Genomic DNA, 26,799 nt, shown 5'->3' with positions numbered 1-26,799 from the left:
GTGGACGACGGTCCGCCGTCGCACGGCGCCAAGCGGATTCCGCACGTCTCCGGCCCCCACGACCTCGACGGCGTCTCGATCGGCAGCACCGGAAAGGCCGGTGTGGGCACGGGCGGCATGGTCACCAAGGTCGAAGCCGCCAGCATCGCCGCTGGGTCGGGCATCCACGCCCTCGTAACATCCACGGCCAACGCGGCCGCCGCGCTGGCCGGCGAGGACGTGGGCACATGGTTCTCCGTCAACGGCGCGCGCAAGCCGATCCGGCTCCTGTGGCTGGCCCACCTGGCATCCGTGCGCGGCACCCTGGTGCTCGACGACGGTGCCGTCAAGGCCGTCCGCGACCGCCGCACCTCGCTTCTGCCGGCCGGAATCGCCGCGGTGCGAGGCGACTTCGAGGCCGGCGACGCCGTGGAGATGGTGTCCGTGGACAACACCGTGATTGCCCGCGGGCTGGTCAACTATTCGGCCGCCGAGCTGCCCCAAATGCTGGGCCGTTCCACCCATGAGCTCGGCAGGGCACTGGGCCGCGGATATGACCGCGAAGTTGTTCATGTTGACGACCTGGTGCTGGTCTAGGTTCCCCCGACGCCTAAACTGGAAGCATGACTGAGGCCCTGACTTCCGCTACCGTGACTGATGTGCCTGCCGGCACCGTTCCTGCCGACAACGCCGCGCCCGCCCAAGGGTTCGCCGCGGTACCGGATCCGGCAGCGGTCCCGGGCACGGCAMCGGAGACCGAAGCAGCCGTCCACGCGGTCGCAGATCGCTCACGCCACGCCGCCCACAGGATGGCACGCGCCAACCGGGCCTGGAAGGACCGGGGCCTGCGCGCCGTCGGCAAGGCGCTGGTGGATCACAAGCACCAGATCCTGGCCGCCAACGCCAAGGACGTCGCGGCCGGCCGGGCCGCCGGCACCAGCGCCGCCCTGCTGGACCGCCTGACGCTGACCGACTCACGCATCACGGCCCTCGCCGCCGCACTGGAAAACCTCGCCACCCTGCCCGATCCCGTCGGCAACGTCGTGCGGGGCCAGACCCTCCCCAATGGGCTGCGCCTGCGCCAGATCAACGTACCCATGGGCGTGGTGGCCGCGATCTATGAGGCCCGCCCGAACGTCACGGTCGACATCGCCGGACTGGCCCTCAAGAGCGGCAACGCCGTCATCCTGCGCGGCGGATCCGCCGCCGCTGCCACCAACGCCGCCCTGATCACCATCCTCCGGGATGCGCTGGAATCGGTGGGCCTGCCCGCCGACGCCGTCCAGACCGTGGACCAATACGGCCGCGACGGCGCCAACGCGCTCATGCGGGCGCGCGGCCGGGTGGACGTGCTCATTCCCCGCGGCGGGCGCGAGTTGATCCAGACCGTCGTGACGAACTCCTCCGTGCCGGTCATCGAGACCGGTGAAGGCAACGTCCATATCTTCCTGGACGCTTCCGCCAGCGAGGAAATGGCCGTGGACATCCTCCTCAACGCCAAGACCCAACGGCCCAGCGTCTGCAACACCGTCGAAACGCTCCTGGTGCACTCCAAGTCCACCGTCCTTCCCGCGGTCGCCGCCGCATTGCGGGCTGCCGGGGTCACCCTGCACGTGGACCAGCGCATCCGCGCCGCCCTGCCGGCCTCGGTCCAGTCCGTGCCGGCCACGGAAGACGACTGGGCCACCGAATACATGAACCTGGACCTGGCGGTGGCCATGGTGGACAGCCTGGACGAGGCCGTCAGGCACATCCGGAAGTGGTCCACCGGCCACACCGAAGCGATCCTGACCAACGACCTCGCCAACGCCGAGCGCTTCATCGCCGAGGTCGATTCGGCCGCCGTGATCGTGAACGCCTCCACCCGCTTCACCGACGGCGGCGAGCTCGGCCTCGGCGCCGAAGTGGGCATTTCCACCCAAAAACTCCATGCCCGCGGCCCCATGGGACTGACCGAGCTGACCACAACCAAGTGGATCGTGCAGGGCGAGGGCCAGATCCGGGGCTAGCAACGCTGTAACATGGAACGGAAGACCGGAACGGCGGACACCTCCGCCGTCGTCAAATTTTGAACTCACTAGGGGAGAACATGCTGTCGCAGCAGATCGCCACTTTCGTCGCCGCCGCCGGCGAATCGGGCCACGAGGAACTCGCACCGCTCATTGCACCGCCGTTTGTCATTGGCGGCACCATGTTCGCGATCCTGGTGGTCCTGCTGATGATCACCCTGTCCTACTCCAACCTGGGCCGGCGCCACGTGGCTGTCGAGGAGCACGCGGACCCGCACCGCCAGCACCCGAACAAGCACGATCACGGCCAAGGTCACTAATATTTCCGCCCCCACGAAGCAGCGCGGCGCCCAGCGCCGCCTGCGTCTGGGTGTGATGGGTGGCACGTTCGACCCCATCCACCACGGACACCTTGTCGCGGCCAGTGAGGTCGCGGCCAAGTTCGACCTCGACGAAGTCGTTTTTGTGCCCACCGGCCAGCCCTGGCAGAAGATGGCCAAGAAGGTCAGCGAAGCCGAGCACCGGTATCTCATGACAGTCATCGCCACGGCCTCGAACCCGCGCTTCACCGTGAGCCGGGTGGACGTGGACCGTCCGGGACCGACCTACACGATCGACACCCTGCGTGACCTGCGGACCCTGCGTCCGGACGCCGATCTGTTCTTCATCACCGGCGCAGACGCCCTGGCCCAGATTTTGTCCTGGAAAGACATCGATGAACTCTGGTCTCTCGCGCACTTTGTGGGCGTAACCCGGCCAGGCCACGTCCTGGACGGCATGGGCCGCAAAGACGTCAGCCTCCTGGAGGTCCCGGCCATGGCCATTTCCTCCACGGATTGCCGCACGAGGGTGGCCGAAGGCAACCCGGTCTGGTACCTCGTACCGGACGGGGTGGTCCAGTACATCGCCAAGTACGGCCTGTACCACGCCAGCCCCAACGCCGATCGCCTCGAAGCCGGACACGCCGCGACCGCCAACGACGGAAACGGCGCGGCCGGGACTGCCACCGCACAGCACGATCCAGCCTTTGAGATAACCCAACCAGCCAGCACTGAATGAGTTTGCCATGAGTCAGCAACAGCCTCCCATCCGCAGCCGCCGCGAATTGCGGCAGGCCAGAGATGAACGTCTGGACACTCCGGGCCCGGGCGAGCCGACGGAGGCCGAAATCACCGGCCGGAGCCGTCGCGTTGCCGACGCCCCGGTGGACTCTGTGCGTGCTGATTCTGTGCCCGCTGGCACGGAGCGGTCTTCCCAGGTCCGGGCACGGGACCGCGCCGCGCTGCGCACCATCAAGGAACTCGCAGAGAAGGAAGGCCAGCTGGCCGGCGGAGGGCCGCCCACGCGACGCCAGTTGAGGCTTTTGGAGCTGGCGACCGAAACGGCCCCGGCCACCCAGGCCAACACCATTGTCCCGGTGTCGCCGCGGACCCGGGCCACCCCGGTGGTTTCCCCGGCCGCGAAGGACGCCGCCGCGAAGGACGCGGCCCCGGCGCCCAAGGCCCCCGCTGGCGCGGCTGCCCCGGCGCCCAAGGCCCCCGCTGCGCCCAAGGCTCCCGCGGCCGACGGCGCCGGACCGGGCGGGGCGACGCCCGAGGGCATGACCGTGGAGCAGGCGCTGGCCGCCCGCGAACTCCTCGCGGAGCAGGCCAAGAACCAAGTGGCCAAGATGGAACACATTGCGGCCACGGATCCGGATGCCGTTGATCCGGCCGTCCTGGCCGAGCAGATCGCCCTCGCCGAGCGTGCCGCGATCCTGAACCGCCGCGCCGCCGCCAAGCAGAAGCTCGCCGAACAAAACAGCCAGCCGGCGGCGCCCCGCAACGATCCGACCACGGCCAACAACCTGGCCATGGTCACACCCCTGGAATTCGAGAAGGTTCCCGGCGTGGAGCGGCCCGTCATGAAGCGCCCTGCCACGTCGTACGTTCCGGTTGTCACCAACCCGGGTCCGCGCGTGGACACGCCGCGGAAACCCGGCCTGCGGCGGCCGGGCATCTCCCGCCAGAAGGCCGCAGGTCCCGCGACGGGTTCTGCCGCTGGCAGGGCCGGCGTCCTGGCCCGTGCGGAAGCAGCCGCAAAAGCCGGAAGGGCTAGGCCTGCAAACGCGGCAAACGCTGCAAACGCGGCAAACGCTGCGAACGCGGCAAACGCGGCAAATTCGGCGGGGGAGGCCGAGGAAAGACTCGTCGGCGGGGAACCCGTAGCCGCGAATGCCGCCTACGGGCTCGAACCCCTGGATGCCGCTACCGCCGGGCTCGGCCGGGCGCGCCGCCTGCGCATGCTCCAGCTCGGCGTCCTGGCGGTGGGGATCGTTGCCCTCATCGCCGGCATCACGCTGATCGTCACCGGGCTGGCCCACTAGGTCTCAGGCCGCCACTGGCGCCGCATTTTGAACACCATAATTTTTCATCACTACAAGGAGTCCCGTGACTGCAACCGATTCATCCATCACTACCGCCCGCCACGCAGCCCGCGCTGCCTCGGAGAAGCTTGCCGAGGACATCGTGGCCCTGGACGTCAGCGAACGGCTGGCCCTGGCCGACGTTTTCCTGATTGCCTCGGCCCCGAGCGAACGCCAGGTCAACGCGATCGTGGACGGCATCGAGGACGAGCTCTCCAAGTTTGACCAGAAGCCCGTCCGCCGCGAGGGCCGCTCCGGCGGTCGCTGGGTGCTGCTGGACTACTCCAACGTCGTCATCCACGTCCAGCACGAGGAAGACCGCGTGTTCTACGCCCTCGAGCGCCTGTGGAAGGACTGCCCCGTCGTCGATCTGCAGCTCGGCGACGACGCCTCCGCCAAGGCCACCGCGGGCACCGACACGGAATAGCCCCCGCGCTCAGGCCATCTCCGGACGCTCAACCGAGCCGAATATGCCCGATTTGGAATTTTCCGGAGGGCTGGTCTAAGATATTTGAGTTGCTTCGGAGAAATCCGGACAAAAAACCGGAACCTCGCGCGTCGGAAGACATGCTCGGAGCAGCGAAAATTCGGGGCTGTGGCGCAGCTGGTAGCGCACCTGCATGGCATGCAGGGGGTCAGGGGTTCGAGTCCCCTCAGCTCCACCGGATAATCCGCCGGAATCGAAAGATTCCGGCGGATTTTTTTGTGCACTGTTCCGCGTCCTGTTCCATGCGTCAGCGCGCCGATTAGCGCGAACGCGATTTGTGGTTTAGGCTATTCAGGTTGCTTCAGGGAGGACGAAACTTCCAGGCAAATGAGGGGCTGTGGCGCAGCTGGTAGCGCACCTGCATGGCATGCAGGGGGTCAGGGGTTCGAGTCCCCTCAGCTCCACCAGAAAGGGAATCACCGCTAGGCGGTGGTTCCCTTTTTCGTACCCTCCGCAGCTATGCGGGACTTCGAAAGCCGCATCCGTCAAGACCGTCTCATGACCGGAAGTCATAAACTGTCATTTAGGCTCTCCACCCTGAGCTGGACCTTGCTATCGTCGCTAGGAGACAGCCGCCATGCGGCTTAGCTGGAAGGCCATTTCCGGCTCCACGACTAAGGAACATCATGAAGCGCACACGACTTTCCGTTATTGGCCTCATCGCTGCTGCAGGACTCGCCCTGGCAGGTTGCGGGTCGGCGTCCACCACCCCGGCCAGCTCAGCGCCGGCAGACGGTGCGGACACCTCCCTCAGCGACGTCAAGAGCGCAGGCGTGCTCAAGGTCGGCACGGAAGGCACCTACAAGCCGTTCACGTTCCACGCCAACGGCAGCGGTGAACTGACGGGCTACGACGTGGAGATCATGAATGCCGTCGCCGCGAAGCTGGGCGTCAAGCCCTCCTACCAGGAGACGCAGTTCGACGCCATCTTTGCCGGCCTCGACGCCAAACGGTTCGACGTCGTCGCCAACCAGGTTTCCATCACCGACGAGCGCAAGGCGAAGTACGACTTCTCCACCCCGTACACGGTGAGCACCGGCGTGATCGTCACCAAGTCGGACAACGACAGCATCCACTCCTTTGACGATCTCAAGGGCAAGACCACGGCGCAGTCCCTGACGAGCAACTGGTACAAGCTGGCGCAGCAGAGCGGCGCGAATGTCGAGGCCGTGGAGGGCTGGGCGCAGGCGATCACGCTGCTCAAGCAGGGCCGCGTCGATGCCACCATCAACGACAAGCTGACCTACCTGGACTCCCAGAAGACCGACCACGACGCCGGCATCAAGATTGCCGCCGAGACCACCGACAAGTCGCTGAGCGCGTTCGCCCTGCGCAAGGGATCCACCAGCCTGACCGACGCCATCAACAAGGCCCTCGGCGAGCTGGCGGCCGACGGCACGCTGACGAAGATCTCCCAGAAGTACTTCGACGCCGACGTCTCGAAGTAGCCCTGTGCAAGCCGCAGAGAAACGCCGCGTCCGGGCATGAGCATCAACTGGGAACTCGTGTGGTCATCGCTGGGCCCACTCCTGACGGGTGCGATCTTCGGCACCATTCCCTTGGCGCTGGCCTCGTTCAGCCTGGGCCTGCTGCTGGCACTGGTGGTGGCCCTCATGCGGCTGAGCCGCAACCGCCTGGTTTCGGCGGTGGCGCGGACCTACATCTCCGTCATCCGGGGAACCCCGCTTTTGGTCCAGCTGTTCGTCATTTTCTACGGGCTCCCTTCCGTCGGAATCACCATCAGCCCCTGGCCCAGCGCCATCATCGCGTTCTCCCTGAACGTCGGCGGCTATGCCGCGGAGGTCATCCGGGCGGCCATCCTGTCGGTTCCGAAGGGCCAGTGGGAGGCCGGCCACACCATCGGAATGTCGCGCCGGCAGACGCTCGTGCGGATCATCCTGCCGCAGGCCGCCCGGGTCTCGGTTCCGCCGCTGTCGAACACCTTCATCAGCCTGGTCAAGGACACGTCGCTGGCGTCGCTGATCCTCGTCACCGAACTGTTCCGCGTGGCGCAACAGGTGGCGGCCTTCAGCCAGGAGTTCATGCTGCTGTATCTGGAGGCGGCCGTGATCTACTGGGTTATCTGCCTCGTTCTCGCCAGCGGACAGTCCGCCCTGGAGAAGAGATTGGACCGCTATGTCGCCCACTGAACCTCAACCCTCTGACGTTACTGTCCCGGACGAGCCGCTCCTGACCGTCACGGGCTTGCGCAAGTCGTTCGGCCACCATGTTGTGCTCAAATCCATCGACCTTGAAGTCCGCCGCGGCGAAGTGGTCACGTTGATCGGGCCGTCCGGATCAGGAAAGACGACAGTCCTGCGCTGCCTGAACGGCCTCGAAGTGCCCGACGCCGGCGTCGCCGAATTCGCGGGGGAACTGACCGTGGACTTTGCCACACCCGTGGCGAAGAAGCAGGTTCTGGCCTTGCGGGACCGTAGCGCCATGGTGTTCCAGCACTACAACCTATTCCCGCACAAGACCGTCCTGGAGAACGTGATCGAGGGCCCGGTCCAGGTGCAGAAGCGGCCCAAGGCGGATGCGATCCAGGAGGCCCGGGACCTGTTGGCCCGCGTCGGCCTGACCGGCAAGGAGAACAGCTACCCGTTCGAGCTCTCCGGCGGCCAGCAGCAGCGCGTCGGCATTGTGCGTGCCCTCGCCCTGCGCCCGCAACTGCTGCTCTTCGACGAGCCCACCTCTGCGCTGGACCCCGAGCTCGTGGGCGAGGTCCTGGCCGTCATCAAGGAACTCGCGGACGAAGGCTGGACCATGGTGGTGGTCACCCACGAGCTCGCGTTCGCCCGTCAGGTGGCCGACGAGGTCATCTTCATGGACGGCGGCGTGGTGGTCGAACGCGGCCACCCCGATACCGTTCTGCGGGACCCGCGGGAGGAACGCACGCGGCAGTTCGTGGACCGCCTGCTGAACCCGTTCTAGGGCGCCCCGCCAGCGGCGGGAAAAAGGGGCGAGAAAAAGTGGCGAGAATTCGGGCGGACACACGGGCGGGCACAGGCGGCGACTAAACTTGGTTGGGTGAACGATTCCCTGCCTCCGTGCCCCGAATGCTCCAGCGAATACACCTACGAAATGGGGGCGCTCCTGGTTTGCCCGGAGTGCGCGCACGAATGGTCCGCATCCGCGGAGACTGACACAGAGGCCGACGCCCCTGCGGCCGCCGTCATCAAGGACGCKGTGGGCAACGTCCTCGCCGACGGCGACACCGTCACCGTGGTCAAGGACCTGAAAATCAAGGGCAGCTCCACCGTCATCAAGGTCGGCACCAAGGTCCGCGGTATCCGCCTGGTCAACGGTGTTGGCGACCACGACATCGACTGCAAGGTGGACGGCGTGGGCCCCATGCAGCTCAAGTCCAGCGTCGTCAAGAAGATCTGACCGGGGACGCGACCGTGACCGTGACCGCGGAGACGGTGCGGGCGGCCGACGTCGTCGTGGTCGGCGCCGGCCAGGCGGGCCTGTCGGCGGCCTACCACCTTCAGCGCCGCGGCTTCGTCCCGGCCGGCGCTGACGCGGCCGGCCCGGCCCCGGCCGGGACGTACATCGTGCTCGACGCCGAGGACGGGCCCGGCGGAGCCTGGCGGCACCGCTGGAAGAGCCTGCTCATGGCCACGGTGAACGGCATCAGCGACCTCCCGGGAATCCCGCAGCCCGATGTGGACCCCGCCGAGGCCAGCTCCAGTTTCCTCACCCGCTATTTTGGCGGGTAYGAGCACGACCTCGGCCTCGCGATTGAGCGGCCGGTCAAAGTGCAGTCGGTGAGCCGCGAGGACGATGACCCCGCCGGGCGGCTGAGCATCGCAACCTCCCGCGGCCGGTTCTCTGCCCGCGCCCTCATCAACGCAACCGGCACCTGGACCCGGCCGTTCTGGCCCATCTATCCGGGCAAGGCCAGCTTCCGCGGCCGGCAGCTGCACGTCGCCGACTACGTTTCCGCCGACGAATTCCGCGGGCAGCACGTCATCGTGGTCGGCGGCGGGATCTCGGCCGTCGGGCTGCTCGATGAGATCTCCAAGGTCACCACCACCACATGGTTCACGCGCCGGGTGCCGGTCTGGCGCGAGGCCGCGTTCGACCGGCAGGCCGGCCACGACGCCGTCGCCCTGGTCGAGGAGCGGGTGCGCCAGGGCCTGCCGCCGCAGAGCGTCGTCTCCGTGACGGGCCTGATCTGGACCCCGGCCCTGCGCGCCGCCGCCGCGCGCGGCGCCCTGGACCGGCACCCCATGTTCACCGCGATCGAACCCGACGGGGTGCGGATGGCTGACGGCAACTTCCTGGCCGCCGGGGTCATCCTGTGGGCCACGGGATTCCGTGCCGAACTCGAACACCTCGCCCCGCTGCACCTGCGCGGACCCGGCGGCGGCATCGCGATGAACGGCACCCAGGTCGCGGGCGAGCCGCGGGTGCACCTCGTCGGCTACGGGCCTTCCTCGTCCACCATCGGCGCCAACCGGGCCGGCCGGGCCGCCGTCGCCGGAATCGTCACCCTGCTGGCCMGGTCCGGTATAACGTAAAACGTAAGACCTAAAAGGTAAATCAGGTCAGAGCAGCGCCGGGGGAGGCCTCACACCCGGCTCCCACTGCCAGCACCCATACCCAAGCCCGAGAAGAAACGGCGGCACAACGCGCGTGGCGGACAACAGCTTCGAATCCCTCTTTGCCCGGCTGAGAAGATTCCCGGACGTCGAGGCCGACAACCTGCAGGCCTGGGACGCCACGGACAGGCTCCTGCTCGACTCTGCCCTGGAGATGCCCGCGGCCGGCCTGCTGCAGCCCGGGGGCAGGCTCGCGGTGGTGGGGGACCGGTACGGTGCCCTCACCCTCGGCGCCCTGACCCTCGGGGCGGAAGGCGTGCGCGTCCAGCAGGACCTCATCACCGGTGAACGGGCACTGCGGGCGAACGCCGAGGCCCTGGGCATCGACGGCGGCTTCGAGCAGCTCCCGTTGGGTGCCGAACTGCTGGAGGGAGCCTCCCTGGTTTTGCTGCAGTTGCCGCGGTCCCTGGCGGAACTTGAGGAAATCGCCGACGCCGTGGCCCGCTACGCGGCGCCCGAGGTGGTGCTGGTCGCGGGCGGACGCGTCAAACACATGAGCCTGGGCATGAACGCCGTCCTGGCGCGCTGCTTCGAGGATGTCCAGCCCCAGCTGGCGCGGCAGAAATCACGGCTCCTGCTGGCCCGGAACCCCAGGCCGGTCCCGGCCGCGCTGCCCTTCCCGGTCACTGAGGTCAACGACGAACTGGGCCTCACGGTCTGCGCCCGGGGCGCCGTCTTTGCCGGCACCGGGCTGGATATCGGGACCAGGTTCCTGCTGGACTTCCTGCCCCGGATGCCGCACGCCACCCATGCCGTCGACCTTGGCTGCGGGACCGGAATCCTCGCCGCGATGTACGCCCGCGCCAACCCCGGCGCCCGCGTCACCGCGACCGACCGGTCCGCCGCAGCCGTCGACTCAGCCCTGGCCACCTCCCGGGCCAACGGCCTGGACGGTCGGATCGACGTGCTTCAGGACGACGCCATGAGCTCCCTCCCGGACGCCAGCGCGGACCTGGTGCTGCTCAACCCGCCCTTCCACCTGGAAGCGGCGGTCCACTCCGGCGCGGGGATCAAGCTGATCGAAGCGGCCGGCAGGGTGCTTGCCCCGGGCGGGGAGCTCTGGACCGTGTTCAACAGCCACCTGCACTACCGGCCGGCCCTGGAACGGCTGATCGGTCCCACCCGCGAGGCCGGCAGGAATCCAAAATTCACCGTCACGGCCAGCACCCGGCGGCCTTGACGCAAGAAACTTTGTGTCGGTAAAGCGCAAGTGTGGGCGCACGCCTGCACGTAACGTACGATTCTGACAACTGCTGTGCGTGGCCAAAACGTTTAGAGGTATCAGTGACCGAGTTCCGGCAACCCTCGCCGAGGCGAGGGACCAACCTACCGAAGATGGGCGACTTCAACCTCACAGTCATCCTCGACGCCATCCGCCGCACGCCGGGCGGGCTGAGCCGGGTGGAACTCGCCCAGATTGTCGGACTCTCGCCGCAGACCATCTCCAACATTTCCCGCCGCCTGCTGGACCAGCACCTGATCGTCGAGGCAGGCAAGGAAGGCACCGGGCCGGGCAAGCCCAGGACCATGCTCCGGCTGAATCCCTCGGGGATGTATGCCGTGGGCGTCCACCTGGACCCGGCCGTCCTCACGTTCGTCGTGTTGGACCTGCTCGGTGCCGTCGTCCGGCACTCACGGATCACCACCCCGCCCGGCACCGACCCCAGGGCTGTCATTGACACCATCGCGGGCGAAATCAAGAGAATCATCCTGGACTCCGGGGTGGACCCGGACCGGATCGCCGGGCTCGGGGTTGCGTCGCCGGGGCCCATCGACCTCAACGAGGGCGCCGTCGTGGACCCGCCGCTGCTGCCGGGCTGGGACCACGTGGGGCTGCGGGATGGCCTCGCGGAGGCCACGGGCCTGTCGACACTCATGGACAAGGACGTCACCAGCGCAGCCGTGGCCGAAACCTGGGCCGGGGGCCCCAGCGGCGAGGGCAGCTTCGTCTTCATGTACATGGGGACCGGGATCGGCTGCGGGATCGTGCTCAACGACGAAGTCGTCCGCGGGACCTCGGGCAACGCCGGAGAAATCGGGCACATCATCGTCGACCCGGGCGGTGCCCTCTGCGACTGCGGGCAACACGGCTGCGTGAAGTCCTCCGCCATTCCGCAGGTCCTCGTGGCGCAGGCTGAGGCAGCCGGGATATTGAATGGTTCACTCCAGGACAGGAGCGCGCCGGCAGTTCAGGAACGTTTCGCCGAGTTGTGCGCGATCGCCGAAGCCGGCAACGACGCAGCCAAGGAAATCATTCGTGGGTCCGCAGTGCTCGTGGCCCGTGCGGTGTCGGTCGTCACCAACGCCCTGGACGTGGACCGGGTAGTGTTCGGCGGCCCGTTCTGGACCTGCCTCTCAGCGGCTTACCTCGAGCTGGTCCCCGGACTGGTTGAGGCGAACAGTGCCACCCGGAGGATTCACGGGATCGAAGTCGTGGGCACGGGGGTAGGCGAGGACGTCGGCGCCGTCGGTGCGGCCTGCCTGGTGCTCGAACACACGCTGGCCCCGCGTTCCCAGCGGCTGCTCCTGGGCGACTAGACAGGGGCTAACCGGGCCTCAGTCGATGTCCTCAACCACCGTCCCATACGGGATGGTGTCATCCAGATGCGCCTGGTGGCCATGCGGAAGCACGAGAATCCGGACCCCGTGCAACCTCTCTGCGGCCGACTGCATGAGCACGGGCCGGACGGTGTTGATGAAGCTCTCGCTCTTGCCGGCGAGGTACTGCTGGTAGCTGGCTGGAAGCTGGATCATGGCAACAGGATAGTCCTGCCGGGGTGCGTTGGGGAGAGCAGCCGCGCGGGGCGAAAATGCCGTCTTGGGCGAACATTGTTCTGCCCGGCGCCGCAAACGGCCGTAAAGGTGCGTCTTAATTCGGGGACCGACTTGAAGGGCCCCACGGCCCGGCCTTAGAGTTCTATACAAGTTACCTCAGTAACGTGTCAGCGATCCTCCGCTGAAAGCTGCCCCCGGGCGGCCCAGGAGGGTGTGGGTGCCCCCATGTGGGCCTGACATTTGCTCACGGACAACTTCGTATCAGGCGTAACAGTCGCGGCTGCGCCCTGCTGAAGTTCCCTCCGTGTTCCCCAAACTCAATTCACTGACGACGGAGTTTCCGTTTCTGGTTCCGGTCCTCCGGGATTCCGGATCTCCCGGCGGCAGTGTTCAAAGCCAAGGACGCAAATGTCACCACCAAGCCTTATCGATACCCATCCCAATCTTGCCGGCGCGGCCCCTGTTGCGCTGTCCTACGAGCTGTTCCCGCCGAGGTCTCCCGCAGCCGCGGAATCCCTTTGGACCACCATCGGCGAACTGGAAGCCACGGACCCGGACTACGTGTCCGTGACCTACGGCTCCAACGGCTCGAACCGCAGCACCGCCGTCGATCTCGTCAACCGGCTCGTGCAGGAAACGACGCYCCGGCCCCTGGCCCACCTGACCTGCGTGGGGAATTCCCCGCAGGAACTGGCGGAGATCATCGGCGAACTGCTCGACGTCGGCGTCCGCGGCATCCTCGCCCTCCGCGGCGACCGGCCCAAGGATGGAGAAACCCCGCCGCCGGGATCACTCCGGTACGCCCAGGACCTGATCGAACTCATCCGCCGCGTGGAGCAACGCCGCTCGGCGCTGCTGTGCGCCGGCAGGGTCGCGGTCGGCGTCGCCGCCTACCCGACCCGGCACCCGGAATCCCCGAGCGAGGCACACGACGTCGAGGTCCTGCTGGCCAAGCAGCGCTCCGGCGCCGACTTCGCCATCACCCAGGTCTTCTTCCACACCGAGCAGTACGCCGACCTCCTCGCCCGGGCCCGCCGGGCCGGGGTGACCATCCCGATCATTCCCGGGGTCATGCCGCTCACCAGCCTCCGGCGGCTCGCCCGGCTCGGCGAACTGACCGGCGTGGAACCGGCCCCGGAACTGATCGAACGCCTCGCGGCTGCCGATACCGACGCCGACCGGACCCGGATCGGGGTCAGCGCCACCGTTGATCTCGCCAACGCAGCCCTGGACGCCGGAGCCCCCGGCATCCACCTCTACACGTTCAATGAGCACGCCGCGGCCCTGGATGTGCTGGACAAACTCGCGCTGCCCCGCCCGCACCGCGGCAACCGGAACAGCGGCAACCGGCACACGGCCAGCCGCCGCCAGCTCGCCAGCTGACCGCGCCAAGACAACACAACTTCCCTCCGCACCACACCACCAACACTTAGGACTTCCCATGACTGCACTGAACACCCCCAACCCCACTCCGTTCCCGGCTGCCTCGATCCTGGGCTACCCGCGCATCGGCCGCCGCCGCGAACTCAAGAAGGCCGTCGAGGCCTACTGGGCCGGCAAGATCGACGCCGCAGCCCTGGACGCGGCCGCCAAGGAAATCCAGCTCGGCACCGCCAAGCGGCTTCAGGGCCTGGGCCTGACCGAAGCCGCCGCGGTGCCCGGCACCTTCTCCTACTACGACCAGGTGCTCGACGCCGCCGCCCACCTCGGCGCCGTGCCGGCCCGCTTCGGGAACCTCCTCAACGCGCAGGGCCAGCTCGACATCGACGGCTACTTCACCCTGGCCCGCGGCAACAAGGACCAGCAGCCGCTGGAAATGACCAAGTGGTTCGACACCAACTACCACTACCTCGTGCCGGAAATCGGGCCGGAAACCAACTTTGCGCTGACCTCGAACCGGATCGTCGAGGAATTCGAGTACGCCCTCGCCAACGGCGTCGAGACCCGCCCGTACATCGTCGGCCCGGTCACGTTCCTGCTGCTGAGCAAGGCATCCGACGACGCCCCGGCCGGCTTCAGCCCGCTGTCCCGCCTGGAGGACATCCTCCCCGTCTACACCGCGCTGCTTCAGAAGCTYGCCGCCGCCGGCGCCAGCTGGGTCCAGCTCGACGAGCCCGCCCTCGTGGTGGACCAGGACACCCCGGCCGTGGAAATCCAGGCCGCCGTCGCCCGTTCCTACGAGGCCCTGGCCGCCGCGGCCCAGCGCCCGCAGCTTTTCGTCTCCACCCCGTACGGCGCGCTCAACGGCCAGCTCGGCACCCTCGCCGCCACCGGCATCGACGCCCTGCACCTGGACGTCTTCAAGGGCGAGGTCCCGTCCGCCGCTGCCCTGGCGGCGCTGGGAAACAAGACTCTCGTCGCCGGCGTCGTGGACGGCCACAACATCTGGCGCAACGACCTCGCCGCTTCCGCGAAGAAGATCGCCGAACTGAAGAAGTCGGTGGCCAAGCTGGCCATCAGCACCTCCACCTCCACCCAGCACGTCCCGCACGACGTCGACGAGGAAGTCCAGCTCTCCGAGCAGCTTCGCAGCTGGCTGGCCTTCGCCGACCAGAAGGCCGTTGAAGTCGTCACCCTCGCCGGTCTGCTGACCGACGAGGCAGCCGTCCAGCCCGCTATCGACGAGGCCACCCGCGTCATCGCCTCCCGCGCCGAGGCCGAAGGCGTCCGCCGCGGCGACGTCCGGGCCCGCACCGCCGCCCTGACCGGCGCCGACTTCAACCGCTCCGCCTACGCCGTCCGCGAGGCAGCCCAGGACAAGGCGCTGCACCTGCCGCCGCTGCCCACCACGACGATCGGATCCTTCCCGCAGACCGGCGAAATCCGCACCGCCCGGGCCCGCGCCAACCGCGGCGACCTCACCACGGAGCAGTACGAGCAGCTCATGAAGGACGAGATCAAGCGCGTCGTGGAGCTGCAGGAAGAGCTCGGCTTCGACGTCCTGGTCCACGGCGAGCCCGAACGCAACGACATGGTCCAGTACTTCGCCGAGAACCTCGAAGGCTTTGACGTCACCGTCCACGGCTGGGTCCAGTCCTACGGCTCGCGCTGCACCCGACCGTCCATCCTGTGGGGCGATGTCACCCGCAGCGCCCCGATCACGGTGAAGTGGGCCGAGTACGCGCAGTCCCTGACCAGCAAGCCGATGAAGGGCATGCTCACCGGCCCGGTCACCATCCTGGCCTGGTCCTTCGTCCGCGATGACCAGCCGCTTGGCGAGACCGCCAACCAGGTGGCACTGGCCCTCCGCGACGAGATCGCCGACCTCGAGGCGGCCGGTATCAAGGTCATCCAGGTGGACGAGCCGGCGCTGCGCGAGCTCCTGCCGCTGCGCAAGGCCGACCAGGCCGCGTACCTGGACTGGTCCGTGAAGTCCTTCCGGCTCTCCACCGCAGGTGCCGCGGACGCCACCCAGGTCCACACGCACCTGTGCTACTCGGAGTTCGGCGCCATCATCGACGCGATCGACGGCCTCGACGCCGACGTCACCTCGATCGAGGCCGCCCGCTCCCGCATGGAGGTCGTCCACGACCTCGAGTCCCACGGCTTCGGCCGCGGCGTTGGCCCGGGCGTCTACGACATCCACTCGCCCCGCGTCCCGGGCGAACAGGAAGTCACCGAACTGCTCAGCACCGCCGTCAAGCACGTCCCGTCCCGCCAGCTCTGGGTCAACCCGGACTGCGGCCTGAAGACCCGCGGCTACGCCGAGACTGAAGAGTCCCTGCGCAACCTCGTCACGGCCACCAGGACGGTCCGAGMCGAACTGCTCTCAGCCGCCAAGTAACAGGCCACCAGGCAAGCAGCCGACAAGGAGCCCGCTCCACACACAAACGACGCCGGCCGGTCACCCTCCAAGGTGACCGGCCGGCGTCGTACGTTTCTTGATCATCGATTGCTGAGCAGCCGCCGTTTTGAGCGCCCGGAAGGGCATCTACGGAGCAGTCGATGCAGGACTACCGGCGACTCAGGATGCCCGGGTCAGGACTCCCAGAGGATTTCGTCGTCGACGACGCCGTCCTCATCCGCGGACGCGACGAGGACCTCGTCGGTGAAGTGCTGGCCCAGCGTGAAATCGAGGACGAAGTAGCGTTCCGGCTGGCCGGGGTAGATGCCCACGTGGCCGAGCTTGAGCGCCTTGAGGAAGACCTCGTCGGTCAGCTGGCTCTTGTCCTCGACGCCGAAGACCTTCTTGAGGTGCTCGTCCTTGATCGCGTTGCAATGGAAGTGGCGGTACTCCTGCGGACTGGTGCCTTCCTGGTCCAGTTCCTCGGCGATCATTTCGCGGACCTGGTCCACGAGTTCGGGCAGGAAGCGCAAGCGGTAGTCAACTTTATGCATGGCCGCTTCATCGAAATGGTCATGCGCGTTGACGTTCAGGTCAAGCTCCACGGTCTGGCCCGCCAGCTCATGCGTGGCGGTGAGATTATGCTCCCGTCCGTGGTTGAGCTCGACCTCTCCGAAGTGCTTGCTCGCTACCTTGTTCATATCTTCAACATAGTCCTGAAAACCGGACCATTCCAGCGTTGAAGAGTTTTCCCTACCGGAGCAATATCCGGTACCGGACCGGCGGACGGCCGCATGACTGTACATTGATCGGATGCAGCATGTAATCTCACCCGTCGGCCGTGCCCGGGCCGCGTTCGACGCCGGGACCACCCGCCCGCTCGCCTGGCGGTTGGATCAGCTGCGCCGGCTTCGGCGCATGCTCGCGGAGCGGCACGCGGACTTCGCCGAAGCCCTCGCCCGCGACCTGGGCAAGCACCACACCGAGGCGCAGCTCGCGGAGATCGGGTTCGTGGACGCCGAGGCGGCGCACCTGGAGCGGCACCTCGAAGGCTGGCTGCGGCCCCGCCGCGTGCCGGTGCCGCTGGCAGTGCGGCCGGCCCGCGCCTGGACCGAACTCACCCCGCTGGGCGTGGTGCTGGTGATCGGGCCGTGGAACTACCCGCTGCAACTGCTGCTCGCCCCGCTCGCCGGCGCCCTGGCCGCGGGAAACACCGTGGTCCTCAAGCCGAGCGAACATGCCCCGGCCACGTCGGCCGTACTGGCCCGCTGGATTCCCGAATACCTGGCCGGCGCCGCCGAAGTGGTTGAGGGCGGCATCCCGGAGACCACCGCCCTCCTGGCCGAACGCTTCGACCACATCTTCTTCACCGGGGGAGAAGCCGCGGCCAAGGTGGTCATGCGCGCGGCGGCCGAGCACCTGACCCCGGTGACGCTGGAGCTCGGCGGCAAGTCCCCGGCCTACGTCGATGCATCCACGGACCTGGCCACGGCGGCCAAACGCATCGCCTGGGGCCGGTTCATGAACGCCGGGCAGACGTGCGTCGCACCCGACTACGTCCTGGCCCGGGAGGAGATCCTGGAGCCGCTGCAGGCCGAGCTGATCAAGGCCGTTACGGCGCTCTTCGGACCGGACCCGGCGGCGAGCCCGTCGTACGGCCGGATAGTCGATGACCGCCACTTCGCACGGCTCGCGGCCCTCGCCGACGCCAGCACGGTGGTGCACGGCGGACAGCGCGACGCCGCCAGCCGCTACTTTGCGCCGACCCTGCTGCGCCCGGCGCCCGGCGACGCCGTCATGGCGGAAGAAATCTTCGGACCGCTGCTGCCACTGGTGCCCGTGGACGGGCTCGACGAGGCCATCGAGGAGGTCAACGGGCGCGCCAAGCCGCTGGCACTCTACGTCTTCAGCAACGATCCGCAGACGCGCCGCGCCTTCGCCGGGCGGACCTCGTCGGGGGCCCTGTGCTTCGACGTTCCGGCGGCCCACCTGTCCGTCCCCGGGCTGCCGTTCGGCGGGGTCGGCGGCAGCGGCATGGGGGCCTATCACGGGGAACATTCGGTGCGGACGTTCTCGCATGAGCGCCCCACCCTGGACAAGCCGCTGTGGCCGGACACGCTGGAACTGATCTATCCGCCGTACACCCGGACCAAGCACCGGATCATCGGCGCGCTGGTGGCGCCGGTCGGGAAGCGGGCCAGGAAGCGCTGAACGCCCGCCGGGCTAACGGGGGCTTCAGCTCAGTCCTTTCGCGCGGTCCCGGACCGGTGCATCGTCTCGGCCAGCAGCTCCACGAAGAGCTGGACCTGGGCCGTCCGTTTMTCGTTGATCAGCAGGGCGAAAACATTCCGTGCCAGCCGGATCTCCGGCACATCGAGGACCACCACCCCGGCAGGCCGGTGCCGCAAGGCCAGGTCGGGGACCAAGGCGGCGCCGAGCCCGGCGGCGGCCATCTCCAGGCTCGCGTGGAAGTCATCGCTGTAGGCCACCACGCGGGGGTGCAGGTTGCAGCTCGCGAAGAGCCGTTCAATCACCGTGGCGTCGGACGTGCCGGGGTGGTGCATGATCCAGGGCATGTCCGATAGGTGCGGCGCGGCGACCTTGGAATCCGTGCCGATGCCCCAGACCGCCGGCAGCACCACGCGGAAGTCGTCGTCGCCGATCCACTGCCGGTCCACGGTGTGCGGCCAGGCGAGGCCGGACTGTCCCACCTGGTACACCAGGGCGACGTCGAGTTCGCCGCCGGTCCGCAGCCCCTGGATGGTCTGGGCCGGCTCCGCGACCGAGACACGCAGGTCGATGCCGAGCTTCTTCCAGGCCGGGTTCCGCAGGATCGGCGGCAGCACATAGGTGGCGAGGCTCGGGAAGATGCCCAGCCGCAGCTCCTGGCTGGGACTCTCCTGCGCCCGGGAGGCGGCGGCCATCAGCGTCTCGATGTCCGTCAGGACCTTGGCGGCGTGCCGGGTCATGACGACGGCGGCTTCGGTCGGCTGGATGCTGCGGGCCGCGCGCTGGAACAAGGTGACGCCGGTGTCGCGTTCCAGTGCCGACATTTGCTGGGAGACGGCCGAAGCCGTGTAGCCCAACCGGGTGGCGGCGGCCGCAAACGAGCCAAGCCGGATCACTTCCACAAGGGTCCGGAGATGGACGGGGTTGATCAAGGGCTGCCCTTCGCCTGGTTGCAGGTCCACGGAGACGGGACCGGAATTCCCGCTTCATTGTGGCATATCCGGCCCTCCGGCGGCCGTGCCGGTCTGCGTGCTGATGTGTCTGCCGGAATGTCCGCACGGAAAGTCTGCGCTGCGCGGCCGGGCCCATGCAGGAGAATCCGAGGAACCCAGCTCACGTGGCAGATGACGGCGTCACTGGCGACGGTCTGACAGCAAAACTGAAAAATTCCACATTTATACTCATCCGGCCAYCCGACAGCATCGAATTGCCCATAAGAGACTTCGGGCCAGACAACAGGAGCAGATCAGTGTCGCAAGCAGCAGGGATACCGGCAGGCCGGCGCGTCGCCGTCATCGGCAGCGGAGTGGCGGGGCTGACCGCCGCGTACGTGCTGAACGGGCAGGACCGGGTAACGCTCTTCGAGGCCGACTCCCGGCTCGGCGGCCACGCCCACACCCACGATGTGACGCAGCAGAACGGACCCACGCTGGGTGTGGATACCGGCTTCATCGTCCACAACGAGCGGACGTATCCCACGCTCCTGCGCCTGTTCGCCGAGCTCGGCGTCGAAACCCAGGACTCCGAAATGAGCATGTCCGTCCGCTGCGACGGCTGCGGGCTGGAATACGCCGGCGCACGGGCCAAGGGGCGCGGGATCATTCCCCGGCCGTCGACCCTGCTGCGTGGCCGCTACCTGCGGATGCTGCTGGAAGTCACCCGGTTCCACCGCCGGGCCCGCGCCCTGCTGGCCGAACCCGCCATAGGCACGGCAGCCGCCGGACACGAGCTCACCCTGGGGGAGTTCCTGGCCCAGGAGAAGTTCAGCAGCTACTTCATCTCGCACTTCATGACCCCCGTGGTCAGCGCCGTTTGGTCCTGTGACCCCACCACCGCGCTGGCCTACCCGGCCCGCTACCTGTTCACCTTCCTGGGCCACCACGGCCTGCTCGGCGTCAAGGGCTCCCCGCAATGGCGGACCGTCACCGGCGGCTCGCGCAGCTACGTCGACAAAGTCGCCGCGACCCTCCCGGACATCCGGCCCGCCAGCCCGGTCACCACGGTGCACCGGCACGCCGACGGCGTCGACGTCACGTCCGCGCTCGGTGCCGGGACCGTGCGCGAGACCTTTGACGCCGTCGTCATCGCCACCCACCCGGCGCAGGCCCTGCGCATGCTCACCGACGCCTCGGCTGCCGAGAGGGCCGCCCTTGGCGGCATGCCGTATTCGGTGAACCAGACGCTCTTCCACCGTGACGAGGCCGTGCTGCCGGCCAGCCCCAACGCCCAGGCCTCCTGGAACTACCGGCTGCCGTCCTGCGACGCCCGGCCGGACAAGGTCCTGGTCAGCTACGACATGACGCGGCTGCAACGGCTGGAACCCGTCGACGGCGGCCGGTACATCGTCAGCCTCGGCGAATCCGAGCTGATCGACGACGCCACGGTCCTGGACCGGATGGTCTACGAGCACCCGCAGTACACCCCGGAGTCGCTGGCGGCGCAGCAGCGGATCCTCGGACTCGGCGACGGGCGGCTGGCCTTCGCCGGCGCGTACCACGGCTGGGGATTCCATGAGGACGGCGCCCTGTCCGGCCTCAAGGCCGCCGCCCGGCTCGGCCGCGACTGGGACCCTGTCAACAGCGACACTGTTAACATCGGCACGGTCAACATCGGCGCAGGGGCCGTAGACCCGGACCTCGCCCCGGCCGCAGTCCAGCCGGCCACAGCTCAGCCGGCCACGGTGGAGGTGCCATGAGCGCGCCGGCCACCATCCATCCGGCCGCCCTCCACGGCGCGGCCATCTACCGCACTGCCATCGCCCATGTGCGGCGGACTCCGCTGCGCAACGCGTTCACCTACCGCAGCTACAGCTGGTATGTCGACGTCGACCATCTCCCGCAGCTGCCGCGCCTGCTGCGGCCGCTGGCGGGATTCCGGGTGGAGGACCACCTCGGCGATCCGGACGGCACCCTGCGCGGCAACGTGGAAAGCTACCTTGCCACCCAGGGGATAAAGCTCGACGGCGGACGTATCACCATGCTTGCCAGTGCCCGGGTGTTCGGGCACGTGTTCAACCCGCTGAGCGTGTTCTGGTGCCATAGTGCCACCGGTGAGCTGCGCTGCGTCGTCGCCGAGGTCCACAACACGTACGGGGAGCGGCACTGCTACCTCCTCGAAACCGACGCCACGGGCAGGGCGAGCGTCCCGAAGGCGTTTTACGTCTCGCCGTTCAACGACGTCGACGGCGAGTACCGCATGAAGCTCCCCGAACCCGGCGAACGGCTCGCCGTGTCGATCGTCCTGGAACGGGAGGGACAGCAGCCCTTCATCGCCACCATGGACGGCGTCCGGCACGAAGCGGGCGTGCGGAACATCGTGTCCGCGGCGCTCGCCGTACCCGCGGCCCCGCTGCGTGTCGCGGCGCAGATCCGCTGGCAGGGCATCAAACTGTGGGCGCGCCGCCTGCCCATCATCAAAAAACCACACCACCCTTCACAGGAGGCAGTTCAGTGACAATGACCGAAGCGACCGGATCCGGTACGGGACGGGCTCAGGGCACCACGCACGGCAGCGCAGTAAACGGCAGCGCCGTCAACAGCGGGCTCGTCACCGGCAGGGTGCCGTACACCGTTCCCCAGCCTCCTGCCACCATCGACGCCGCCATCTGGCCCAGCATCGCCACGGTGCCCTCGAGCCTCAAGGCCCGTGTGGCCGGACGCGCTGCGGACGCCATCTTCAAGGCGGCCGTGCGCAGGCTGCCGCTGGAAGTCCGGTACCCGGACGGCACAGTATTGGGCAAAGCAGCACTGGGCACGGCTCCCTCCGACCAGGTACCCGCCGGCACCGCCTCTGACGAGGCTGCCGCCGGCTACCCCGTCATGACCATCAACCGGCCCGAATCCTTCGCCACCCGCCTCGGCGACGGCGGCCTGATCGGCCTGGGCGAGTCCTTCATGGCCGGCGACTGGGACGCCGATGACCTCACCGCCGTCATGGAGGTGTTTGCCTCCCGCGTCGGCACGCTCGTTCCCGAGCCGCTGCAGAAGCTGCGCGGGCTGTACCTGCCGCGCCAGCCGCGCAGGGAACGGAACACGGAGAAGAACACCCGCTCCAACATCTCCCGGCACTACGACCTCTCCAACGAGCTCTTCGCCTCGTTCCTGGACAGCACCATGACGTACTCCAGCGCCCTCTTCCCGGAAAGCGGCGACGCCCTGCGGCACGTGGCCTGGGGCGGGCTGGCCGCCGCGCAGCAGGCCAAGATTGACCGGTTGCTGGACAAGGCCGGCGTGAAGGAAGGCACCCGGGTCCTGGAAATCGGCACCGGCTGGGGAGAGCTCGCCCTGCGCGCCGCCGCCCGCGGCGCCACCGTCTACTCCGTGACGCTCTCCAGCGAGCAGCAGGAACTGGCCCGCCAGCGCGTGGCCGAGGCCGGCTACGCCGACGCCGTCACAATCGAGCTCAAGGACTACCGCGCCGTGGAGGGCGAGTACGACGCCGTCGTCTCGGTCGAAATGATCGAGGCAGTCGGCTTCGAATACTGGGCCACCTACTTCCAGACTATCGAGCGGGTCCTGGCCCCGGGTGGCAAGGTKGCCATCCAGGCCATCACGATCGCCCACGACCGGCTCATGGCCACCCGCACCAGCTACACCTGGGTGCACAAGTACATCTTCCCGGGCGGGGTCATTCCGTCCGTCCGCGCCATCGAGGACATCACCGCGAAGCAGACCGGACTGCGCGTCCGCGAACGCCTCGCCATGGGCGAGCATTACGCCCAGACCCTGCGGCTCTGGGAGGAACGGTTCATGGCCCGCGAAGACGAGGTGGGGGCCATGGGCTTCGACGCGGTCTTCCAGCGGATGTGGCTGTTCTACCTCTGCTACTGCCGGGCCGGGTTTGAAACGGGCTACCTCGACGTGCAGCAGATCGTGCTCGACTCCGCCTCCTAGCGCCGGTGTTAGAACAATCACGAATCGCTTGAGGCGGGCACCACGGTGCCCGCCTCTTTCGTGTGCCCGGACACCAGATGTAGTGGCCGGCGCCACCGATCCGGGTCCCCGCGGCGGCGCGCGACACGCCGTCTGCGGTGCGACACGCGGGCGTGATTAATGTGGCTAACTACTCCACAGGGTGTGGATTTCGTCCGCCAAAATGGCGAAAATCCGGACATTTGGCGGGCCCCCTCCTGTGGATTAAAGGTGGGTTAAATGACATACTTGTAATACATCATCTTGGGGTCCACATGAGACTCTTGCACTACATGTAGTATCGACATACAGTTCCAGCAGAGAATCAGCGCGGGACATCCGGAGCCGGGATTGCGCTCCACAGAAGACTTCAACAAAGGGGACAGGACCATGACCGTTACGGTTTACACGAAGCCGGCCTGCGTTCAGTGCAACGCGACCTACCGCGCGCTGGACAAGAAGGGCATCGCCTACCAGAGCGTCGACATTTCCCAGGACGCGGAAGCCCTTGAGCGCCTGAAGTCCCTGGGCTACATGCAGGCTCCCGTTGTCGTCACCGACCAGGACCACTGGTCAGGTTTCCGCCCGGACAAGATCGAAGAACTGGCGCAGGCTGCCGCCGTCGCTGTAGCCTGAAACGCCCTGTCGCCTGAAAAGCCCAGGACGCCGCTACCAGGTAAGAATTCACGGTAGATGAGGTGACCACCGTGGCTGTAACAACTGAAGATCGGGTGGCTGCCACGGCTGACGGCGGGGAAGCGGTCAGCAAGGCAGCACCGGCCACCACAACGCACTGCCGGCTCATCTACTTTTCCTCCACCTCCGAAAACACCGCACGCTTCGTTGCGAAGCTGGGCGTGGACGCCACCAGGATCCCCCTTTACCCAAGGGACGCTCCGCTGGTGGCTCGGGAGCCCTACGTTTTGTTGCTCCCGACCTATGGCGGCACGGGGGGAGAGGGATCTGTTCCAAAGCAGGTCATCAGGTTCTTGAACGATCCGGGCAACCGGAAGCTGATCCGCGGAGTAATCGGCGCGGGAAACACCAATTTCGGGGACAACTACTGCATGGCAGGGGACATCATCGCCGCCAAGTGCAAGGTCCCGCACCTATATCGCTTCGAACTCATGGGGACGCCGGAAGACGTCAACCGCGTACAACAAGGATTGGAAGAGTTTTGGACACGACTGTCGCAGACAAAGCAGTAACTGAAGGCGCAGGCCTGCACACGGGCACCGGTACCGCCGCTGTTGAGAAGAAGCACGAGATGCCGGCCGCGTACAAGGGCCTGGGCTACCACGAGCTGAACGCCATGCTGAACCTCTACGGCCCCAACGGGGAGATCCAGTTCGAGGCCGACCGCGAGGCCGCGCACCAGTACTTCCTGCAGCACGTGAACAACAACACCGTGTTTTTCCACGACCTCGAGGAAAAGCTCGATTACCTCGTCAAGAACGAGTACTACGAGCGCGAAACCCTCGACCAGTACACGATGAACTTCATCCGCGAGCTCTACAACCGCGCGTACAAGAAGAAGTTCCGCTTTGAGACCTTCCTCGGCGCGTTCAAGTTCTACACCTCCTACACGCTGAAGACGTTCGACGGAAAGCGCTTCCTGGAGCGCTACGAGGACCGCGTCTGCATGGTGGCCCTGCACCTGGCCCGCGGCGACGAGAAGCTCGCCACCCAGATGGTGGACGAGATCATCGAAGGCCGCTTCCAGCCGGCCACCCCGACGTTCCTGAACGCCGGCAAGCGCCAGCGCGGAGAGTTGGTCTCCTGCTTCCTGCTCCGCATCGAAGACAACATGGAGTCGATCGGCCGGTCCATCAACTCCGCGCTGCAGCTGTCCAAGCGCGGCGGCGGCGTGGCCTTCGCGCTGACCAACATCCGCGAGGTCGGCGCGCCGATCAAGCAGATCGAGAACCAGTCCTCCGGCGTCATCCCCGTGATGAAGCTCCTCGAGGACAGCTTCTCCTACGCCAACCAGCTCGGTGCCCGCCAGGGTGCCGGTGCGGTGTACCTGCACGCGCACCACCCGGACATCTACCGCTTCCTGGACACCAAGCGCGAGAACGCGGACGAGAAGATCCGCATCAAGACCCTCTCGCTCGGCGTCGTCATCCCGGACATCACCTTCGAGCTCGCCAAGCGTGACGAGGACATGTACCTGTTCTCCCCGTACGACGTCGAAAAGGTCTACGGCATGCCGTTCTCCGACGTCTCGGTCACCGAGAAGTACTACGAGATGGTGGACGATTCCCGGATCAAGAAGACCAAGATCAAGGCGCGCGAGTTCTTCCAGACCCTCGCCGAGATCCAGTTCGAATCCGGCTACCCGTACATCATGTTCGAGGACACCGTGAACCGGGAAAACCCGATCGACGGCAAGATCATCATGTCCAACCTGTGCTCCGAGATCCTCCAGGTCTCGCAGCCCACCACGTACCACGATGACCTGTCCTACGACCAGACCGGCAAGGAYATCTCCTGCAACCTGGGTTCGCTGAACATCGCCAAGACCATGGACTCGCCGGACTTCGGCCTGACCATCGAGACGGCCATCCGGTCCCTCTCGGCAGTCTCGGACATGTCCAACATCACCTCGGTGCCCTCGATTGCCCGCGGCAACGACCAGAGCCACGCGATCGGTCTCGGCCAGATGAACCTGCACGGCTACCTGGCCCGCGAGCGGGTCCACTACGGTTCCGAAGAGGGCCTGGACTTCACCAACATCTACTTCTACTCGGTGGTGTTCCACGCGGTCCGCGCCTCCAACCTGCTGGCCATCCAGACCGGCCAGACCTTCGGCGGCTTCGAGAAGTCCAAGTACGCCTCCGGCGAGTTCTTCGACAAGTACACCGAGCAGGAATGGGTCCCGCAGACCGAGAAGGTCGCCGAGCTGTTCAAGAACATCCACATCCCCACCCAGGATGACTGGCGCGAGCTGAAGGCCTCCGTCATGGAGCACGGCATATACAACCAGAACCTGCAGGCYGTGCCGCCCACCGGCTCGATCTCCTACATCAACAACTCCACCTCCTCGATCCACCCGGTGGCGTCCAAGATCGAGATCCGCAAGGAAGGCAAGCTGGGCCGTGTGTACTACCCGGCGCCCTACCTGACGAACGACAACCTGGAGTACTACCAGGACGCGTACGAGATCGGCTACGAGAAGGTCATTGACACCTACGCCGCCGCCACGCAGCACGTGGACCAGGGCTTGTCCCTGACGCTGTTCTTCAAGGACACCGCCACCACGCGCGATATCAACAAGGCCCAGATCTATGCCTGGAAGAAGGGCATCAAGACCATCTACTACATCCGTCTCCGCCAGCTCGCGCTGGAAGGGACCGAGGTAGAGGGCTGCGTCAGCTGCATGCTGTAGCTTCAACTAAATCGTGACAGTACGACGGCGGGCGCCCGCCCGCCGTCGTACGCTTTAACTAAGAACTAAACCCAACATTTAGGGGATGACATGACCGAAAAGGTCAAGCTGCTGAGCCACGTCGAGGCGATCAACTGGAACCGTATCCAGGATGACAAGGACGTGGATGTCTGGAACCGTCTGGTCAACAACTTCTGGCTGCCGGAGAAGGTGCCGCTGTCCAACGA

The 26,799-nt window shown here is 67.0% G+C and carries 26 protein-coding genes and 2 tRNA genes; 25 read left to right on the top strand and 3 right to left on the bottom strand.

Annotated features, from left to right (window positions below; translation table 11 throughout):
• From AC1D1S_RS07775 to AC1D1S_RS07705, 15 genes are all read left to right on the top strand, one after another.
• A partial coding sequence (locus tag AC1D1S_RS07775; RefSeq protein ID WP_476994156.1) for a PUA domain-containing protein occupies positions 1-576 on the top strand: 576 nt, incomplete at its 5' end.
• Between the two features lie 26 nt (positions 577-602).
• Positions 603-1,988 (top strand): glutamate-5-semialdehyde dehydrogenase, encoded by a 1,386-nt coding sequence (locus AC1D1S_RS07770; protein ID WP_476994155.1) that lies wholly within the window; start codon positions 603-605, stop codon positions 1,986-1,988.
• Between the two features lie 80 nt (positions 1,989-2,068).
• Complete coding sequence (locus AC1D1S_RS07765; RefSeq protein ID WP_476943505.1) at positions 2,069-2,308, top strand: hypothetical protein; 240 nt, start codon at positions 2,069-2,071, stop codon at positions 2,306-2,308.
• 55 nt (positions 2,309-2,363) lie between these two features.
• Positions 2,364-3,047: a nicotinate-nucleotide adenylyltransferase gene (gene nadD / locus AC1D1S_RS07760; protein ID WP_476945277.1), complete on the top strand. Its 684-nt coding sequence runs from the start codon at positions 2,364-2,366 to the stop codon at positions 3,045-3,047.
• Between the two features lie 7 nt (positions 3,048-3,054).
• Complete coding sequence (locus AC1D1S_RS07755; protein WP_476994154.1) at positions 3,055-4,353, top strand: hypothetical protein; 1,299 nt, start codon at positions 3,055-3,057, stop codon at positions 4,351-4,353.
• A 64-nt stretch (positions 4,354-4,417) separates the two neighbouring features.
• Entirely contained in the window at positions 4,418-4,819 is a 402-nt protein-coding gene (gene rsfS, locus AC1D1S_RS07750; protein ID WP_018773346.1) for a ribosome silencing factor, read from the top strand.
• 162 nt (positions 4,820-4,981) lie between these two features.
• Positions 4,982-5,054, top strand: a tRNA-Ala gene (locus AC1D1S_RS07745).
• 156 nt (positions 5,055-5,210) lie between these two features.
• A tRNA-Ala gene (locus AC1D1S_RS07740) sits at positions 5,211-5,286 on the top strand.
• 219 nt (positions 5,287-5,505) lie between these two features.
• Positions 5,506-6,327: an amino acid ABC transporter substrate-binding protein gene (locus AC1D1S_RS07735; RefSeq protein ID WP_476994153.1), complete on the top strand. Its 822-nt coding sequence runs from the start codon at positions 5,506-5,508 to the stop codon at positions 6,325-6,327.
• Between the two features lie 36 nt (positions 6,328-6,363).
• Positions 6,364-7,029 (top strand): amino acid ABC transporter permease, encoded by a 666-nt coding sequence (locus AC1D1S_RS07730; protein ID WP_173403096.1) that lies wholly within the window; start codon positions 6,364-6,366, stop codon positions 7,027-7,029.
• Positions 7,016-7,813 (top strand): amino acid ABC transporter ATP-binding protein, encoded by a 798-nt coding sequence (locus tag AC1D1S_RS07725; protein ID WP_243177239.1) that lies wholly within the window; start codon positions 7,016-7,018, stop codon positions 7,811-7,813. Before AC1D1S_RS07730 ends, AC1D1S_RS07725 begins: the two co-directional genes overlap by 14 nt.
• A gap of 96 nt (positions 7,814-7,909) precedes the next feature.
• Complete coding sequence (locus AC1D1S_RS07720) at positions 7,910-8,269, top strand: zinc ribbon domain-containing protein YjdM (protein WP_028277874.1); 360 nt, start codon at positions 7,910-7,912, stop codon at positions 8,267-8,269.
• Positions 8,270-8,289: 20 nt separating this feature from the next.
• The gene (locus tag AC1D1S_RS07715) at positions 8,290-9,405 is read left to right on the top strand and encodes an NAD(P)-binding domain-containing protein (RefSeq protein WP_476994159.1); all 1,116 of its coding nucleotides are present in this window, start codon (positions 8,290-8,292) and stop codon (positions 9,403-9,405) included.
• Positions 9,406-9,520: 115 nt separating this feature from the next.
• Positions 9,521-10,666 carry a class I SAM-dependent methyltransferase gene (locus tag AC1D1S_RS07710; RefSeq protein WP_243177241.1) on the top strand — a complete coding sequence of 382 codons (1,146 nt, stop codon included), beginning with the start codon at positions 9,521-9,523 and terminating at the stop codon, positions 10,664-10,666.
• Between the two features lie 155 nt (positions 10,667-10,821).
• Positions 10,822-12,024 carry an ROK family transcriptional regulator gene (locus AC1D1S_RS07705; RefSeq protein WP_043436509.1) on the top strand — a complete coding sequence of 401 codons (1,203 nt, stop codon included), beginning with the start codon at positions 10,822-10,824 and terminating at the stop codon, positions 12,022-12,024.
• Positions 12,025-12,042: 18 nt separating this feature from the next.
• Here the strand turns inward: AC1D1S_RS07705 and AC1D1S_RS07700 are convergent, their stop codons facing one another.
• Positions 12,043-12,240, bottom strand: coding sequence for a hypothetical protein (locus AC1D1S_RS07700; protein ID WP_018773338.1), 198 nt, complete (start codon positions 12,238-12,240; stop codon positions 12,043-12,045).
• A gap of 429 nt (positions 12,241-12,669) precedes the next feature.
• Between AC1D1S_RS07700 and AC1D1S_RS07695 the strand changes: the two genes are divergently transcribed.
• Both AC1D1S_RS07695 and metE read left to right on the top strand, forming a co-directional pair.
• Complete coding sequence (locus tag AC1D1S_RS07695) at positions 12,670-13,644, top strand: methylenetetrahydrofolate reductase (RefSeq protein WP_476994152.1); 975 nt, start codon at positions 12,670-12,672, stop codon at positions 13,642-13,644.
• A gap of 58 nt (positions 13,645-13,702) precedes the next feature.
• Positions 13,703-16,045: a 5-methyltetrahydropteroyltriglutamate--homocysteine S-methyltransferase gene (metE, locus tag AC1D1S_RS07690; protein ID WP_476994151.1), complete on the top strand. Its 2,343-nt coding sequence runs from the start codon at positions 13,703-13,705 to the stop codon at positions 16,043-16,045.
• Positions 16,046-16,239: 194 nt separating this feature from the next.
• Here the strand turns inward: metE and AC1D1S_RS07685 are convergent, their stop codons facing one another.
• Positions 16,240-16,746: a DUF2004 domain-containing protein gene (locus AC1D1S_RS07685; RefSeq protein ID WP_026537142.1), complete on the bottom strand. Its 507-nt coding sequence runs from the start codon at positions 16,744-16,746 to the stop codon at positions 16,240-16,242.
• A 112-nt stretch (positions 16,747-16,858) separates the two neighbouring features.
• Between AC1D1S_RS07685 and AC1D1S_RS07680 the strand changes: the two genes are divergently transcribed.
• Positions 16,859-18,256 (top strand): aldehyde dehydrogenase family protein, encoded by a 1,398-nt coding sequence (locus tag AC1D1S_RS07680; RefSeq protein ID WP_476994150.1) that lies wholly within the window; start codon positions 16,859-16,861, stop codon positions 18,254-18,256.
• A gap of 29 nt (positions 18,257-18,285) precedes the next feature.
• On the opposite strand, the gene AC1D1S_RS07675 is transcribed toward AC1D1S_RS07680, so the two are convergent.
• Positions 18,286-19,206: a LysR family transcriptional regulator gene (locus AC1D1S_RS07675; protein WP_476994149.1), complete on the bottom strand. Its 921-nt coding sequence runs from the start codon at positions 19,204-19,206 to the stop codon at positions 18,286-18,288.
• Between the two features lie 317 nt (positions 19,207-19,523).
• Here AC1D1S_RS07675 and AC1D1S_RS07670 point away from each other — a divergent pair, with 317 nt between their 5' ends.
• The 7 genes from AC1D1S_RS07670 to AC1D1S_RS07640 all read left to right on the top strand — a co-directional run.
• Positions 19,524-20,969, top strand: coding sequence for an NAD(P)/FAD-dependent oxidoreductase (locus AC1D1S_RS07670; RefSeq protein ID WP_476994148.1), 1,446 nt, complete (start codon positions 19,524-19,526; stop codon positions 20,967-20,969).
• On the top strand, positions 20,966-21,727 hold the full coding sequence (locus tag AC1D1S_RS07665; RefSeq protein ID WP_476945282.1) for a DUF1365 domain-containing protein: 762 nt from the start codon (positions 20,966-20,968) through the stop codon (positions 21,725-21,727). Before AC1D1S_RS07670 ends, AC1D1S_RS07665 begins: the two co-directional genes overlap by 4 nt.
• Positions 21,724-23,166, top strand: a complete 1,443-nt coding sequence (locus tag AC1D1S_RS07660; protein WP_476994147.1) for a class I SAM-dependent methyltransferase — start codon at positions 21,724-21,726, stop codon at positions 23,164-23,166. The genes AC1D1S_RS07665 and AC1D1S_RS07660 overlap by 4 nt, the downstream gene beginning before the upstream one ends.
• A 408-nt stretch (positions 23,167-23,574) precedes the next feature.
• Positions 23,575-23,820 carry a glutaredoxin-like protein NrdH gene (gene nrdH, locus AC1D1S_RS07655; protein ID WP_018773329.1) on the top strand — a complete coding sequence of 82 codons (246 nt, stop codon included), beginning with the start codon at positions 23,575-23,577 and terminating at the stop codon, positions 23,818-23,820.
• 167 nt (positions 23,821-23,987) lie between these two features.
• Positions 23,988-24,392, top strand: a complete 405-nt coding sequence (nrdI, locus tag AC1D1S_RS07650) for a class Ib ribonucleoside-diphosphate reductase assembly flavoprotein NrdI (RefSeq protein ID WP_476994158.1) — start codon at positions 23,988-23,990, stop codon at positions 24,390-24,392.
• Between the two features lie 59 nt (positions 24,393-24,451).
• Positions 24,452-26,572, top strand: a complete 2,121-nt coding sequence (gene nrdE, locus AC1D1S_RS07645; RefSeq protein WP_026537148.1) for a class 1b ribonucleoside-diphosphate reductase subunit alpha — start codon at positions 24,452-24,454, stop codon at positions 26,570-26,572.
• A gap of 90 nt (positions 26,573-26,662) precedes the next feature.
• A partial coding sequence (locus tag AC1D1S_RS07640) for a ribonucleotide-diphosphate reductase subunit beta (RefSeq protein ID WP_476994157.1) occupies positions 26,663-26,799 on the top strand: 137 nt, incomplete at its 3' end.

Source organism: Arthrobacter sp. P1_A5 (assembly GCF_056406825.1).
This window is presented reverse-complemented; position numbering and strand designations above follow the sequence as displayed.